Annotated in this window: 10 protein-coding genes and 1 tRNA gene; 10 read left to right on the top strand and 1 reads right to left on the bottom strand. The window is 60.8% G+C overall.

Going from position 1 to position 15,845, the window contains the following annotated elements:
- From A985_RS24335 to rpoC, 10 genes are all read left to right on the top strand, one after another.
- The coding region (locus A985_RS24335; RefSeq protein WP_039829916.1) for an elongation factor Tu at positions 1-751 on the top strand (751 nt) is incomplete at its 5' end.
- A gap of 64 nt (positions 752-815) precedes the next feature.
- A tRNA-Trp gene (locus tag A985_RS0105380) sits at positions 816-891 on the top strand.
- Positions 892-913: 22 nt separating this feature from the next.
- Positions 914-1,294: a preprotein translocase subunit SecE gene (secE, locus tag A985_RS0105375; protein ID WP_017232380.1), complete on the top strand. Its 381-nt coding sequence runs from the start codon at positions 914-916 to the stop codon at positions 1,292-1,294.
- 1 nt (position 1,295) lies between these two features.
- Positions 1,296-1,853 (top strand): transcription termination/antitermination protein NusG, encoded by a 558-nt coding sequence (gene nusG, locus A985_RS0105370; RefSeq protein WP_026131673.1) that lies wholly within the window; start codon positions 1,296-1,298, stop codon positions 1,851-1,853.
- Positions 1,854-1,995: 142 nt separating this feature from the next.
- A complete protein-coding gene (gene rplK / locus A985_RS0105365) occupies positions 1,996-2,427 on the top strand; it encodes a 50S ribosomal protein L11 (RefSeq protein WP_017232378.1) in 432 nt (143 codons plus the stop codon).
- Positions 2,427-3,122: a 50S ribosomal protein L1 gene (gene rplA, locus A985_RS0105360; protein ID WP_017232377.1), complete on the top strand. Its 696-nt coding sequence runs from the start codon at positions 2,427-2,429 to the stop codon at positions 3,120-3,122. Before rplK ends, rplA begins: the two co-directional genes overlap by 1 nt.
- Before the next feature lie 323 nt (positions 3,123-3,445).
- On the top strand, positions 3,446-3,943 hold the full coding sequence (gene rplJ, locus A985_RS0105355) for a 50S ribosomal protein L10 (protein ID WP_010804162.1): 498 nt from the start codon (positions 3,446-3,448) through the stop codon (positions 3,941-3,943).
- Between the two features lie 60 nt (positions 3,944-4,003).
- Complete coding sequence (gene rplL, locus A985_RS0105350) at positions 4,004-4,378, top strand: 50S ribosomal protein L7/L12 (RefSeq protein WP_017232376.1); 375 nt, start codon at positions 4,004-4,006, stop codon at positions 4,376-4,378.
- A 508-nt stretch (positions 4,379-4,886) separates the two neighbouring features.
- Positions 4,887-8,993, top strand: coding sequence for a DNA-directed RNA polymerase subunit beta (gene rpoB, locus A985_RS0105345; protein ID WP_017232375.1), 4,107 nt, complete (start codon positions 4,887-4,889; stop codon positions 8,991-8,993).
- Positions 8,994-9,019: 26 nt separating this feature from the next.
- Complete coding sequence (gene rpoC / locus A985_RS0105340) at positions 9,020-13,231, top strand: DNA-directed RNA polymerase subunit beta' (RefSeq protein ID WP_017232374.1); 4,212 nt, start codon at positions 9,020-9,022, stop codon at positions 13,229-13,231.
- A 111-nt stretch (positions 13,232-13,342) separates the two neighbouring features.
- On the opposite strand, the gene A985_RS0105335 is transcribed toward rpoC, so the two are convergent.
- The gene (locus A985_RS0105335; protein WP_017232373.1) at positions 13,343-15,529 is read right to left on the bottom strand and encodes a TonB-dependent siderophore receptor; all 2,187 of its coding nucleotides are present in this window, start codon (positions 15,527-15,529) and stop codon (positions 13,343-13,345) included.
- Positions 15,530-15,845: the final 316 nt, after the last annotated feature.

Raw genomic sequence — 15,845 nt, 5'->3', positions numbered from 1 at the left:
CGAGCTGGTCGAAATGGAAGTTCGCGAGCTCCTGTCGAAGTATGACTTCCCGGGCGACGATGTGCCGATCATCAAGGGTTCCGCCAAGCTGGCGCTGGAAGGCGACAAGGGTCCCCTGGGCGAAGAAGCCATCATGCAACTGGCTGAAGCCCTCGATACGTACATCCCGACGCCGGAACGCGCCATCGACAAGGCATTCCTGATGCCGGTGGAAGACGTGTTCTCGATCTCGGGTCGCGGTACCGTGGTGACCGGTCGTGTTGAGTCGGGTGTCGTCAAGGTCGGCGAAGAAATCGAAATCGTCGGTATTACCCCGACGGTCAAGACGATTTGCACGGGCGTCGAAATGTTCCGCAAGCTGCTCGACCAAGGTCAGGCAGGCGATAACGTCGGTATTCTGCTGCGCGGCACGAAGCGTGAAGACGTCCAGCGTGGTCAGGTTCTGGCCAAGCCGGGCTCGATCACGCCGCACACGGAATTCACCGGCGAAGTGTACGTGCTGTCGAAGGACGAAGGTGGTCGTCACACTCCGTTCTTCAACAACTACCGTCCGCAGTTCTATTTCCGTACGACGGACGTGACGGGCTCGATCACCCTGCCGGAAGGCAAGGAAATGGTCATGCCTGGCGACAACGTGTCGATCACCGTCAAGTTGATCGCTCCGATCGCCATGACTGAAGGCCTGCGTTTCGCAATTCGCGAAGGTGGCCGTACTGTCGGCGCGGGCGTGGTTGCAAAGATCGTAGCGTAAGCCGGTGCCTTAACGGTCCGCGCTTATGGGGTCAGCTTTTGGCGGCTGGCCCCACTGCTGTTTTAGGGGTATAGCTCAACTGGCAGAGCGTCGGTCTCCAAAACCGAAGGTTGGGGGTTCGATTCCCTCTGCCCCTGCCAAACAACTGTCTGCAAGCTGGAAATGGCGAATTCTCCCGTAGAAACTGTACGTACGACTGGCGACAAGCTGCTGCTGGCACTGGCCGGGCTGCTCGTGATTGCTGGTGTCGTGGCCTTCTACGCGCTGGGGCAACAGGCACTGTATGTGCGCGTTGCTGCCATCGTCGTCGTTCTCGCCATCGCAGCAGGTGTTGCATTGGCATCGCAAACCGGCAAAAGCTTCCTGGCTTTTGCCAAGGATGCGTATCGGGAAGTGGGTAAGGTCGTTTGGCCGACCCGTAAAGAGGCCGCTCAAACGACTGCGATTGTCTTCGCGTTCGTCATCGTGATGGCGCTGTATCTCTGGATCAGCGACAAAACGATTGAATGGGCGGTGTTCTCTTTGATTCTTGGCTGGAAGTGATATGTCTGATACCGGGGCTGCACCGAGTAAGAAGCGCTGGTACGTCGTTCATGCGTATTCCGGCATGGAAAAGAGCGTAGCCAAGGCGCTGCGTGAGCGTATTGCGCGTGCCGGCATGGAAGACTTGTTCGGCGAGATTCTTGTCCCGACCGAAGAAGTCGTTGAAATCAAAGGTGGCCACAAGTCGGTCACCGAGCGTCGTTTCTTCCCCGGCTATGTGCTGTGCGAGATGGAAATGACGGATGACACGTGGCACCTGGTGAAGAATACCGCCAAGGTCACCGGTTTTGTCGGCGGTACGGGCAATCGCCCGATTCCGATTCGACAGGCCGAGGTCGACAAGATCATGTCGCAAATCAAGGACGGGGTGGAAAAGCCGCGTCCGAAGACGTTGTTCGAGGTGGGCGAGCTGGTTCGAGTCAAGGAAGGTCCTTTCACGGACTTCAACGGCTCGGTGGAAGAAGTGAACTACGAAAAATCTCGCCTCCGTGTTTCCGTCACCATTTTCGGACGGGCAACTCCGGTAGAACTGGAGTTCGGGCAAGTCGAAAAGATCTAAGAATAAAATGCGCCGGCGCGACGTCCGGCGCGTTTTTGCGTTGGTGACAGCCGTCGCCGAGGAGCGTCAGTAGCCCGTTTTGGTGAACGCGCGCTATGACTCAACCCCGAATATGCGCCACATATTCGTTCCGGAGTAAACCATGGCAAAGAAAATCATCGGCTTTATCAAGCTGCAGATTCCTGCAGGTAAAGCCAACCCGTCGCCCCCCGTGGGCCCGGCCCTGGGTCAACGTGGCCTGAACATCATGGAGTTCTGCAAGGCGTTCAACGCGCAAACGCAGAGCCTCGAGCCGGGTCTTCCGACCCCGGTGGTGATCACCGCATTTGCGGACAAGAGCTTCACGTTCGTCCTGAAGACCCCGCCGGCAACGGTGCTGATCAAGAAGGCTGCCAACCTGCAAAAGGGTTCGAGCAAGCCGCACACCGACAAGGTGGGCAAGATCACCCGCGCACAAGCGGAAGAAATCGCGAAGACCAAGATGCCTGACCTTACCGCCGCCGATCTGGACGCCGCGGTTCGCACCATCGCTGGCAGCGCACGTTCGATGGGCATCACGGTGGAGGGTCTGTAATGGCTAAGATCTCTAAGCGTCAACAAGCACTGGCCGCCAAGGTCGACCGCAACAAGCTGTACCCGGTCGGCGATGCTCTGGCCCTGGTCAAGGAATGCGCAAGCGCCAAGTTCGACGAGTCGATCGACGTCGCCGTGCAACTGGGCGTGGATGCGAAGAAGTCGGACCAAGTGGTTCGCGGCTCGGTCGTTCTGCCGGCCGGTACCGGTAAGTCGGTTCGCGTGGCTGTGTTCGCTCAAGGCGAAAAGGCCGAGCAAGCCAAGGCTGCCGGCGCTGAAATCGTGGGTATGGAAGACCTCGCCGAGCAAATCAAGGCTGGCAAGATGGACTTCGATATCGTGATCGCTTCGCCGGACACGATGCGCGTCGTCGGTACGCTGGGTCAGATTCTCGGCCCGCGCGGCCTGATGCCGAACCCGAAGGTTGGCACGGTGACCCCGGACGTCGCTACGGCAGTGAAGAACGCCAAGGCCGGTCAGGTGCAGTTCCGCGTTGACAAGGGCGGCATTATTCACGCGACCATCGGTCGTGCGTCGTTCGACCCGGCAGCGCTGCGTCAGAACCTGTCGGCCCTGCTGGAAGCCCTGACGAAGTCGAAGCCGGCTTCGAGCAAGGGTGTCTACCTGCGCAAGATCGCCCTGTCGAGCACGATGGGCGTTGGCGTGCGTGTGGATCAGGCCAGCCTGGCTGCCTAAGCCAGACCGTATCGCAATCGCAGGGTGATGGCGTCCCCTGCGACGACTGCGATCCTCAGGATCGACAGTCAGCAGCAAAAGACTTTGGGCGGAAGCGGATTCTTCGGAAATCGCTTCCGGTTATCAAAGACCGTTGGCGGGAATGGGCATGTGTTGACGCTCCCTTAATACGCCAGCCAACGCAGATGGCGAACCCGAACAAGTTATGCAGTCACATCGCCTCACCTGGGCAACCGGGCGTGGTGGTTGAAACTCCAGACATGTCGGTAAGCCGTTAGTGGAACGGCATCACCATGAGGTGATGTCAATTTTGGAGGTTAACCGTGGCACTTAATCTTGATGATAAGAAAGCCGTCGTGGCAGAAGTTTCGGCGCAAGTCGCCGGCGCTTCGACCATCGTTGTGGCTGAATATCGCGGAATCACGGTTGGCGATCTGACGAAGCTTCGCGCCAATGCGCGTCAGCAAGGCGTCTACCTGCGCGTTCTGAAGAACACGCTGGCTCGCCGCGCGGTGGAAAACACCCCGTTTGCTGACCTGGCTGAGCAGATGACCGGTCCTCTGATCTACGGTATCTCGACGGATCCCGTAGCCGCTGCGAAAGTCTTGAACGACTTTTCGAAGGGCAACGACAAGTTGATCTTGAAGGCCGGCTCGTACGACGGCAAGGTGATGGACAAGGCAGGCGTGCAAGCGCTCGCCTCGATCCCGAGCCGCGACGAACTGCTCGCGAAGTTGCTGGGTGTCATGCAAGCGCCGGTTTCCGGCTTTGCTCGCGTCCTGGCTGCCGTGGCCGAGAAGAAGCAAGCAGAAGCTGCTTAATTCTCGTCCCGGTTACACGATCGCTGACTTCGGTCCGAACACAATCTAGGAGTTTTACAAATGGCAATCACGAAAGAAGACATCATCGACGCCGTTGGCGCAATGTCGGTTATGGAACTGAACGACCTGGTCAAGGCGTTCGAAGAGAAGTTTGGCGTGTCGGCTGCTGCCCTGTCGGTGGCTGGCCCTGCGGGTGCTGGTGCTGCTGCTGCAGCCGAAGAGCAAACCGAATTCAACGTCATCCTGGCGGAAGTCGGTGCGAACAAGGTCGGCGTGATCAAGGCCGTCCGCGAAATCACGGGCCTGGGCTTGAAGGAAGCCAAGGACGTGGTTGATGGCGCTCCGAAGGCTGTCAAGGAAGGCGTCGACAAGGCTGCTGCTGACGAAGCCAAGAAGAAGCTGGAAGAAGCCGGCGCCAAGGTCGAAATCAAGTAATTCGGCTCTGCGCGTAGGGAAGGCTGGCGACGAAACGTCGTCAGCCTTTTTGTGCTTTCAGGAGAGCCAAATCCCGAAAGGGGCGCACGCAACTCGAAAGCCAGCGCGAAAGTGTGCCAAGAGGTTGAAAGCAAAATGATTTCGCCGATGCATCCGTGATTTTTGCCGTTTCAAGCGCACGCATCATCGAGGGTACTGGCGATACACAGCAACAGAGAGGAAGCGAGGGTAGTACCGAAGAAATACCGAAGAGGCCAAAGAAAAGATCGCGCCGGGATTCGACCCGTGGCGGTTTTCTCTTTGTCTTCTGAAGCGACTGCAGAAGGCAAGTTTGGTCGGGCGACGGGCAACACAGGCATCCGTCGCCGTCAGCCAGCGGTTGGTAGCGGCCAACCACCAAGCTCGTTGCTCCACGGCAAGCCCGCCGCGGGGGACGTCTGGTCTCAGTCGATGAACACCCGTTGACGATGCCTGCCGTCGTCGCCAGCGTAGTGATTCGGAGATCGTAATGCACTATTCCTTCACCGAGAAGAAACGCATTCGCAAGAGTTTTGCGAAGCGTCCGACCGTGCACAAGGTGCCGTTTTTGCTGGCCACCCAGCTCGCCTCGTACACATCGTTCTTGCAAGCCGAAGCGCTTGCATCGGAGCGGAAGCCGGAGGGTCTGCAAGCAGCCTTTTCCTCCATTTTCCCGATCGTTTCTCACAACGGGTTCGCACGCCTGGAGTTTGTCAGCTATCTGCTCGGCACGCCCGCGTTCGATGTCAAGGAATGTCAACAGCGCGGCCTGACTTTTTGCTCGGCCCTGCGCGCCAAGGTTCGTCTGGTGATTCTCGACCGTGAATCGCCGAACAAGCCCGTCGTCAAGGAAGTCAAGGAACAGGAAGTGTACATGGGCGAAATTCCGCTCATGACCTCGACGGGTTCCTTCGTCATCAATGGCACGGAGCGTGTCATCGTCTCGCAGCTGCACCGCTCGCCGGGCGTGTTCTTCGAACACGACAAGGGCAAGACGCACAGCTCGGGCAAACTGCTGTTCTCCGCGCGTATCATCCCCTACCGCGGCTCGTGGCTGGACTTCGAATTCGATCCGAAGGACATCCTGTACTTCCGCGTCGACCGCCGTCGCAAGATGCCGGTCACGATCCTGCTCAAGGCGATCGGCCTGACGCCGGAACAGATCCTCGCGAACTTCTTCGTGTTCGATAACTTCAAGCTGATGCCGGAAGGCGCACAGATGGAGTTCGTGCCGGAGCGTCTGCGCGGTGAAGTAGCGCGCTTCGACATCACGGATCGCGAAGGCAAGGTCATCGTCCAGAAGGACAAGCGCGTCAACGCCAAGCATATCCGCGACCTGGAGAACGCCAACACCAAGTTCATCTCGGTGCCGGAAGACTACCTGCTCGGCCGAGTGCTCGCGAAGAACGTGATCGATGGCGATACCGGCGAAGTGATCGCCAACGCCAACGAAGAAATCACCGAAAGCGTGCTGGTCAAGCTGCGCGAGTCGGACGTGTCGGACATCCAGACGCTGTTCACGAACGATCTGGATCAGGGGTCGTACATCTCGGCCACGCTGCGCATCGACGAAACCGCCGACCGCACGGCCGCGCGTATTGCGATCTACCGCATGATGCGCCCGGGCGAGCCGCCGACCGAAGATGCGGTCGAGGCCCTGTTCAACCGTCTGTTCTACAGCGAAGAAGCGTACGACCTGTCGAAGGTGGGTCGTATGAAGTTCAACCGTCGTGTCGGCCGTGACGAAGTGCTCGGACCGATGACGCTGGGCGACGACGACATTCTCTCGACCATCAAGATCCTCGTGGATCTGCGTAATGGCCGCGGCGAAGTCGACGACATCGACCACTTGGGCAACCGTCGTGTGCGTTGCGTGGGTGAGCTGGCCGAGAACCAGTTCCGCGCCGGTCTGGTGCGTGTCGAGCGTGCTGTGAAGGAACGTCTGGGTCAGGCCGAGTCGGAAAACCTGATGCCGCACGACCTGATCAACAGCAAGCCGATCTCGTCGGCCATCCGCGAGTTCTTCGGTTCGTCGCAGCTCTCGCAGTTCATGGACCAGACCAACCCGCTGTCGGAAATCACGCACAAGCGTCGCGTGTCCGCACTGGGCCCGGGCGGTTTGACGCGCGAGCGTGCCGGCTTCGAAGTGCGCGACGTGCACCCGACCCACTACGGCCGCGTGTGCCCGATCGAAACGCCGGAAGGTCCGAACATTGGTCTGATCAACTCGCTGGCACTGTACGCCCGCCTGAACGAGTATGGCTTCCTCGAGACGCCTTACCGCAAGGTGGAAGACGGCAAGGTCACCGACCAGATCGACTACCTGTCGGCCATTGAGGAAGGTCGCTACGTGATCGCTCAGGCGAACGCGTCGATTGGCGAAAACGGTGAACTGACCGACGAACTGGTGTCGTCGCGTGAAGCCGGCGAAACGCTGATGGTCACGCCGGACCGCATCCAGTACATGGACGTGGCACCGTCGCAGATCGTCTCCGTCGCCGCGTCGCTGATTCCGTTCCTCGAGCACGACGACGCGAACCGCGCGTTGATGGGTTCGAACATGCAGCGCCAGGCCGTGCCTTGCCTGCGTCCGGAAAAAGCGGTGGTCGGTACGGGTATCGAACGTACGGTGGCTGTCGACTCGGGTACGACCGTGCAGGCGTTCCGTGGCGGCGTGGTCGACTACGTCGACGCAGGCCGTGTGGTGATTCGCGTGAACGACGATGAAGCCGTCGCCGGTGAAGTCGGCGTGGACATCTACAACCTGATCAAGTACACGCGTTCGAACCAGAACACCAACATCAACCAGCGCCCGATCGTGGAAGAAGGCGACAAGGTGGCGCGCGGCGATGTGATCGCCGACGGCGCGTCGACCGATCTGGGTGAGTTGGCGCTGGGTCAGAACATGCTGATCGCGTTCATGCCGTGGAACGGCTACAACTTCGAGGATTCGATCCTGATCTCGGAGCGTGTCGTTGCGGAAGACCGTTATACGTCGATCCACATCGAAGAGCTGAACGTGGTCGCTCGCGACACCAAGCTCGGACCTGAGGAAATCACGCGCGATATTTCGAACCTGGCGGAAGTCCAACTCGGCCGTCTGGACGAGTCGGGCATCGTGTACATCGGCGCGGAAGTCGAAGCCGGCGATGTGCTGGTGGGCAAGGTCACGCCGAAGGGCGAAACCCAGCTCACGCCGGAAGAAAAGCTGCTGCGCGCGATCTTCGGCGAGAAGGCATCGGACGTGAAGGACACCTCGCTGCGCGTGCCGTCGGGCATGAGCGGCACCGTCATCGACGTGCAGGTGTTCACGCGTGAAGGCATTCAGCGCGACAAGCGCGCCCAGCAGATCATCGACGATGAACTCAAGGGCTACCGCCTCGACCTGAACGACCAGCTGCGTATCGTGGAAGGCGATGCGTTCCAGCGTCTGGAGCGCTTCCTGGTGGGCAAGACGGCCAATGGCGGTCCGAAGAAGCTCGCCAAGGGCACCAAGCTCACGAAGGAATACCTGGCGGATCTGGACCGTTACCACTGGTTCGACATCCGTCTGGCGGAAGACGAAGGTGCGCAACAGCTCGAGCAGATCAAGGAATCGATCGAGCAGAAGCGTCACTCGTTCGATCTGGCCTTCGAAGAGAAGCGCAAGAAGCTCACGCAAGGCGACGAACTGCCGCCGGGCGTGCTGAAGATGGTCAAGGTGTACCTGGCGGTCAAGCGTCGTCTGCAGCCTGGCGACAAGATGGCAGGCCGTCACGGTAACAAGGGCGTGGTCTCGAAGATCGTGCCGATCGAGGATATGCCGTACATGGCCGATGGCCGTCCGGCAGACATCGTGCTCAACCCGCTCGGCGTGCCGTCGCGGATGAACGTGGGTCAGATTCTCGAGTCGCACCTCGGCTGGGCAGCGAAGGGTCTGGGCTGGCGTATCGGCGAAATGCTGCAGGCGCACACCAAGGTCCAGGAAGTTCGCAAGTTCCTGACGAAGATCTACAACGAGAGCGGTCAACAAGAAGATATCGACAGCCTGTCGGACGACGAGATCATGTCGCTGGCGCGCAACCTGCAGAACGGCGTGCCGTTCGCAACGCCGGTGTTCGATGGTGCCCATGAAGACGAAATCCGTCGCATGCTGGATCTGGCGTTCCCGGATCACGTCGCGAAGGAACTCGGCATGACGCCGTCGAAGAACCAGGTCACGCTGTTCGACGGCCGTACCGGCGAAGCCTTCGAGCGTCCGGTCACGTGCGGCTTCATGCACATGCTCAAGCTGCACCACTTGGTCGACGACAAGATGCACGCGCGTTCGACCGGTCCGTACTCGCTGGTGACGCAACAGCCGTTGGGCGGTAAGGCCCAGTTCGGTGGTCAGCGCTTCGGTGAAATGGAAGTGTGGGCACTGGAAGCATACGGCGCATCGTATGTGCTGCAGGAAATGCTGACCGTGAAGTCGGATGACGTGACGGGGCGTACGAAGGTGTACGAGAACCTCGTCAAGGGCGATCACGTAATCGATGCCGGCATGCCGGAGTCGTTCAACGTGCTGGTCAAGGAAATCCGTTCGCTCGGTATCGATATCGACCTGGAGCGCAGTTAATTGCGTTCAGGCAACAGGAGAAAGCAATGAAAGCTTTGCTCGATCTATTCAAGCAAGTTCAGCAGGTCGAACAGTTCGACGCGATCAAGATCGGTCTGGCTTCGCCGGACAAGATCCGCTCGTGGTCGTTCGGCGAAGTGAAGAAGCCGGAAACGATCAACTATCGGACGTTCAAGCCCGAGCGTGACGGCCTGTTCTGCGCAAAGATCTTCGGTCCGATCAAGGATTACGAGTGCCTTTGCGGCAAGTACAAGCGCCTGAAGCACCGTGGCGTGATCTGCGAGAAGTGCGGCGTGGAAGTCACGCTGGCGAAGGTGCGTCGCGAGCGCATGGGCCACATTGAGCTGGCCTCGCCGGTCGCGCACATCTGGTTCCTGAAGTCGCTCCCGTCGCGTCTGGGCATGGTGCTCGACATGACGCTGCGCGACATTGAACGCGTGCTGTACTTCGAAGCGTATGTGGTTCTCGAACCGGGCATGACGCCGCTCAAGCGGTGCCAGATCATGACCGAAGAGGATTACTACAACAAGGTCGAGGAATACGGCGACGAATTCCGTGCCGAGATGGGCGCGGAAGGCGTGCGCGAGCTGCTGCGCTCGATCGACATCGACCAGCAGGTCGAGCATCTGCGCGCCGAGCTGCAAGCCACGGGCTCGGAAGCGAAGATCAAGAAGTACGCCAAGCGCCTGAAGGTGCTCGAGGCTTTCCAGCGTTCGGGCATCAAGCCCGAGTGGATGGTGCTCGAAGTGCTGCCGGTGCTCCCGCCCGAGCTGCGCCCGTTGGTGCCGCTCGACGGTGGCCGCTTCGCGACCTCGGATCTGAACGATCTGTATCGCCGCGTCATCAACCGTAACAACCGTCTGAAGCGTCTGCTCGAGCTGAAGGCCCCGGACATCATCGTGCGCAACGAAAAGCGCATGCTGCAGGAATCCGTGGACTCGCTGCTCGACAACGGCCGTCGCGGCAAGGCGATGACCGGTGCGAACAAGCGCCCGCTCAAGTCGCTGGCCGACATGATCAAGGGCAAGAGCGGTCGTTTCCGTCAGAATCTGCTCGGTAAGCGCGTGGACTACTCGGGCCGTTCGGTGATTACCGTGGGCCCGACGCTCAAGCTGCATCAGTGCGGTCTGCCGAAGCTGATGGCGCTCGAACTCTTCAAGCCGTTCATCTTCCACAAGCTGGAAGTGTTGGGCGTGGCCACGACCATCAAGGCCGCGAAGAAGGAAGTCGAGAACCAGACGGCGGTGGTGTGGGACATCCTCGAAGATGTGATCCGCGAACACCCGATCATGCTGAACCGCGCACCGACGCTGCACCGCCTGGGGATTCAGGCGTTCGAGCCGGTGCTGATCGAAGGCAAGGCGATCCAGCTTCACCCGCTGGTTTGCGCGGCGTTCAACGCCGACTTCGACGGTGACCAGATGGCCGTTCACGTGCCGCTGTCGCTCGAAGCGCAGATGGAAGCGCGTACCCTGATGCTGGCCTCGAACAACGTGTTGTTCCCGGCCAACGGCGATCCGTCGATCGTGCCGTCGCAGGATATCGTGCTGGGTCTGTATTACGCGACCCGCGACAAGATCAACGGCCGCGGCGAAGGCCTGTCGTTCATCGACGTCTCGGAAGTGCTGCGCGCGTACGACAACAAGGAAGTCGAACTGGCTTCGCGCGTGAACGTGCGTATCACGGAGTACACGGTCGATCCGGAAACGGGCGAGAAGACGCCGAAGATCACGCTGTACCCGACCACGGTCGGCCGCGCGATCCTGTCGGAAATTCTGCCGCCGGGCCTGCCGTTCTCGGTGCTGAACAAGTCGCTCAAGAAGAAGGAAATCTCGAAGCTGATCAACACGGCGTTCCGCCGCTGCGGTCTGCGCGAGACGGTGATCTTCGTCGACAAGCTGATGCAGTCGGGCTTCCGCCTGGCAACGCGCGCCGGTATCTCGATCTGCGTCGACGACATGCTCGTGCCGACGAAGAAGGAAGAGCTGATCGGCGAAGCGTCGAAGAAGGTCAAGGAATACGACCGTCAGTACATGTCGGGTCTGGTCACGGCGCAAGAGCGTTACAACAACGTCGTGGACATCTGGGGTGCGACCGGCGACGCCGTGGGCAAGGCGATGATGGAGCAGCTCTCGAAAGAGAAGACGACCGATCGCGACGGCAATATCGTCGACCAGGAGTCGTTCAACTCGATTTACATGATGGCCGACTCCGGTGCTCGCGGTTCGAGCGCCCAGATTCGCCAGCTCGCGGGGATGCGTGGCCTGATGGCCAAGCCGGACGGCTCGATTATCGAGACGCCGATTACCGCGAACTTCCGCGAAGGCCTGAACGTGTTGCAGTACTTCATCTCGACCCACGGTGCACGTAAGGGTCTGGCCGATACGGCACTGAAGACGGCAAACTCGGGTTACCTGACGCGTCGTCTGGTCGACGTGACGCAGGATCTGGTCGTGGTCGAAGACGATTGCGGCACGAGCAACGGCGTTGCGATGAAGGCGCTGGTCGAGGGCGGTGAAGTGGTCGAAGCCCTGCGTGACCGTATCCTCGGTCGCGTGGCCGTGGCCGACGTCGTGAATCCGGAAACGCAAGAGACGGTGTACGAATCGGGCACGCTGCTCGACGAGGACGCCGTCGAGATGATCGAAGCGCTGGGTGTCGACGAAGTGCGCGTGCGCACGCCGCTGACCTGCGATACGCGCTTCGGTCTGTGCGCCGCCTGTTACGGCCGTGACCTTGGCCGCGGCTCGCGTGTGAACGTGGGCGAAGCGGTCGGTGTGATCGCTGCGCAGTCGATCGGTGAACCGGGCACGCAGCTCACGATGCGTACGTTCCACATCGGTGGTGCGGCATCGCGTGCGGCCGTGGCCTCGTCGATCGAAGCCAAGTCGAACGGTACGGTTCGCTTCTCGGCGACCATGCGTTACGTGACGAACGGTCGCGGCGAACAGATCGCCATCTCGCGTTCGGGCGAAATCCTGATCACGGACGATCATGGCCGTGAGCGCGAGCGCCACAAGGTGCCGTACGGCGCCACGCTGCTGCATCTGGACGGCGCACAGGTCAAGGCCGGTGCCCAACTGGGTACGTGGGATCCGCTGACGCGCCCGATCATTACCGAACACGGCGGTTACGCCCGGTTCGAGAACGTCGAGGAAGGTGTCACGGTGGCCAAGCAGATCGACGATGTGACGGGTCTGTCCACGCTGGTCGTGATCGATCCGAAGCGTCGTGGTCCGGCGTCGAAGAACGTGCGTCCGCAGGTCAAGCTGCTCGACGAACATGGTGTGGAAGTGAAGATCCCGGGGACCGATCACGCAGTGACGATCGGCTTCCAGGTGGGCGCACTGATCACCATCAAGGACGGTCAGCAAGTGCCGGTGGGTGAAGTGCTCGCACGTATCCCGACCGAAGCGCAGAAGACGCGCGATATTACCGGGGGTCTGCCGCGTGTGGCCGAGCTGTTCGAAGCGCGCGCACCGAAGGACGCCGGCATTCTGGCCGAAGTCACCGGTACCACGTCGTTCGGCAAGGACACGAAGGGCAAGCAGCGTCTGGTCATTACCGATCTCGACGGCAACCAGCACGAGTTCCTGATTCCGAAGGAAAAGCAGGTGCTGGTGCACGACGGCCAGGTGGTGAACAAGGGCGAAATGATCGTGGACGGTCCGGCCGACCCGCACGACATCCTGCGTCTGCAGGGTATCGAAGCGCTGGCGCGTTACATCGTCGACGAAGTGCAGGACGTGTACCGCTTGCAGGGTGTGAAGATCAACGACAAGCACATCGAGGTGATCGTTCGCCAGATGCTGCGTCGTGTGCAGATCACCGACAACGGCGATACGCGCTTCATCATCGGCGAACAGGTCGAGCGCTCGGACATGCTGTACGAGAACGACGCCATGAACGCCGCGGACAAGCGTCCGGCGCAGTACGAGAACGTGCTGCTGGGGATTACGAAGGCGTCGCTGTCGACGGATTCGTTCATCTCGGCAGCCTCGTTCCAGGAAACGACGCGCGTGTTGACCGAAGCCGCGATCATGGGCAAGAAGGACGACCTGCGTGGCCTGAAGGAAAACGTCATCGTTGGCCGTCTCATCCCGGCAGGTACGGGTCTGGCGTATCACAAGGCCCGCAAGGCCCGCGAGACGTCGGATCGCGAGCGTCACGACCAGATCGCTCTGGAAGAAGCGTTTGCACCGATGCCAAGCTCGGTGGAAGAGCCTACGGCGGAGTAATCGGGCGGGCGGCGCTGGCGAGAGCGGGCGCTGCCAACCTGATACCCGCGTCGTAACGAAAACGGCACCCTAGCGGGTGCCGTTTTTTTTCGTTTACCGATCCTGCGGCGATCAGAACCCGAAGTGGCCCTGCACGTAGATCATGCGCGGCGCGCCGACCATGCGGCCGGCGTTGCCGTCGACGTTGCGCGTATAGAAGCGTTTATCGAAGACGTTGTTCAGACCCACCGTGACGTCGGCGTTCTTGTAGCCGGGGACCTTGTACATCGCCTGCAGGTTCCACAGACGGAAGCCGGGCACCTTGCCATTGCTGCCGTCGGCCGATTCCGCTTCCGTGTTGGCCAGATCCGAATACTGCGCGCTCTGGCGCGTGGTGGAGACGTTGAATGTCCACGCGCCGATGTCGTAACGGGCGCCGAGCGTATCCGTGAAGCGCGAGTAGAACGGCACGTCGAGACCGGCGGTCGCGCCCGATTTCTGGATCGCACGCGTGTAAGTGAAGTTCGCGTACACGTTCAAGCCGCGCAGCACGCTGTCGCGGTCGAAGGTGTAATCGACGGCGGTTTCGATGCCGTCGTGGTTCGTCGCGCCAATGTTCTGGAAGACGGGCGGGGTCGAGCCGGGCACTTGCAGAATCTGGTTGTCGAACTTCATCTTGAACGCCGTGAGCTCGGCCTTCCAACGCGAGTCCGACCAGCGGGTGCCGATTTCATAGGTGCGCGCGAGCTCCGGCGTCAGCGGGTTCGTGGCCGACATCGAATTCAACTGCGTGTTCTGCACCGGTCCGAACGACGTGCTGTAGTCCGCATAGACCGTCCACGCGCTGTTCACCAGGTACGACAGGTTCACCGAGGGCAGCGGCTTGCTGTTGTCCGAGCGGAAGGTGTTGCCCGTCGACTTGTCGACGCGCTGCGAGTTGATGACCTCGTAACGCACGCCCGGCGTGAGTCGCCAGTTGCCCCAGGCCATGCGATCGTCGAGGTAGAACGCGTTCGCGCTGGTGTAGTTGTAGAACGTCTGCGTGGCGGAGTTGCGCCCGGTGGCCAGGGTCGTGGTCCAGTTGTTGTCGTCGCCACGCTCGTGCACGTAGCGATAGCCAACGGTCACGTCGTGCGCGGTCGGACCGACGAACAGGCGCTGCGTGAAGCGTGGCTCGATACCGAACGTCTCGTAGTTGCGAGGCTGGTGTGTGGTCTGCGTGCCGGCGGCGTTGATCAGCGTGCTCTGACGATAGCTCTCGTTGTAGTACGTGCGGATCTCAAATTCCTGCGTCTCGGAGATCGTGTTCAGATAGCCGACGTCGAGGCCGGTGCGGTTGCCGCTCCAGTAGTCGTTCGGCCGCGTGTTCTGGAAAGGATCGGCATTGAATTGCGCGACGCTCAGGCCGCCGGGCGTCTTCGACTTCACGTCGTAATACGAGACCTTGCCGTACACCTGCTGGCTCGACGAGATGTCGTACCGCCATTTCAGCGCGAGGTCGTTCACGCGCTCGTCGCTGCCCTTGCGCCAGTCGCGTCCGACCATGCCGGAATACAGCAGCGCGAGTCCCAAACCGTTATCCATCTGCGTGCCGAGGAACGCGCCGTATTGGGTGTTGGCGCCGCCACCGATCGTGTAGACGTTCTCGCGCACGGTGGCGTCGGCCGTAAGGCCCGGCGTGCTGGGGATCGCACGCGTCTTGAAGTTGATCACGCCGCCGACGTTCTGCGGCCCGTAGCGCACGGCACCGCCGCTGCGCACGACGTCGATGGTCTCGATGTTGAAGAGGCTGACCGGCGCAAAGGACAACTGCGGCTGACCGTAAGGTGCGACGGCCATCGGAATGCCGTCGAGCAACACGGTCGAGCGCGGCGAGTAACGGCCGGTGAGGCCGCGCACGCCGATGTTCAGGGAGATGGCGCTGCCCGCGGTACCCGAGTTGTCGCTCGCCTGCACACCGGGGATGCGGCGCATGACATCACCAATGTTCGTCGCACCCGATGCCTCGATCTGCGCCTTCTTCACGACCGTACGCGCACCGGGGAAGGTCTTCGCGCTGCTGTCGAGACCGGTCCCGAGCCAGTCGCCCCAGTCGCCGGAAACGTTGACTGCGTCGAGTTCGACTTCGGCCCTGGATTCTGCTGTCGTCGCACCTGTGGCCTGCTGCGCATACGCGGTGCCGAGCGTTGTCACGAGCAGCGCGGCGGCGCTGGCGATGGCGTGCGGCAGACGAGGACGGGAGGGGAGGCGGGCGGCGCAGGGGCGGACGCGGGGGGTGTCGGCGGCCACATGTGCGCGGCGACGCGGAGACATCTTCATCTTGGCTGACCTTCTTGACGGCGAGAGTGTGGCGAACCCGAGCGTTGACCGGAACGGCAGCCGACAGCATTCGGTTCGGTTTGCGTAATGCCTTGTAATAAAGCGTTGCGAATTATAAATGCAAATCACTCTCATTTCGAAATTGTATTGACGATACCTGACTGGCGGAAGGTATCCGGCGGCGTTCGATTATCCAGTTTTGCTTATCAATGTCCCTGAATCGATTGATTGTTCCTGGCGCCGGGGGCCGCAAGAATAGGCGTTATCGACCGACAAGAGTGCGTTGCCCGTAGCGGGTGGCGCCATGGAGACCCCC

The organism is Pandoraea sp. B-6 (assembly GCF_000282835.1).
Taxonomy (GTDB): Bacteria; Pseudomonadota; Gammaproteobacteria; order Burkholderiales; family Burkholderiaceae; genus Pandoraea; species Pandoraea cepalis.
The sequence above is the reverse complement of the archived record's forward strand: the minus strand, read 5'-3'. Positions and strand labels throughout refer to the sequence as shown.

Bases quoted from the DNA above. Each gene is read 5' to 3' on its own strand.
- secE (WP_017232380.1), top strand. From the start codon at position 914: ATGGCGAATTCTCCCGTAGAAACTGTACGTACGACTGGCGACAAGCTG.
- nusG (WP_026131673.1), top strand. From the start codon at position 1,296: ATGTCTGATACCGGGGCTGCACCGAGTAAGAAGCGCTGGTACGTCGTT.
- rplK (WP_017232378.1), top strand. From the start codon at position 1,996: ATGGCAAAGAAAATCATCGGCTTTATCAAGCTGCAGATTCCTGCAGGT.
- rplA (WP_017232377.1), top strand. From the start codon at position 2,427: ATGGCTAAGATCTCTAAGCGTCAACAAGCACTGGCCGCCAAGGTCGAC.
- rplL (WP_017232376.1), top strand. From the start codon at position 4,004: ATGGCAATCACGAAAGAAGACATCATCGACGCCGTTGGCGCAATGTCG.
- rpoB (WP_017232375.1), top strand. From the start codon at position 4,887: ATGCACTATTCCTTCACCGAGAAGAAACGCATTCGCAAGAGTTTTGCG.
- rpoC (WP_017232374.1), top strand. From the start codon at position 9,020: ATGAAAGCTTTGCTCGATCTATTCAAGCAAGTTCAGCAGGTCGAACAG.
- A985_RS0105335 (WP_017232373.1), bottom strand. From the start codon at position 15,529: ATGAAGATGTCTCCGCGTCGCCGCGCACATGTGGCCGCCGACACCCCC.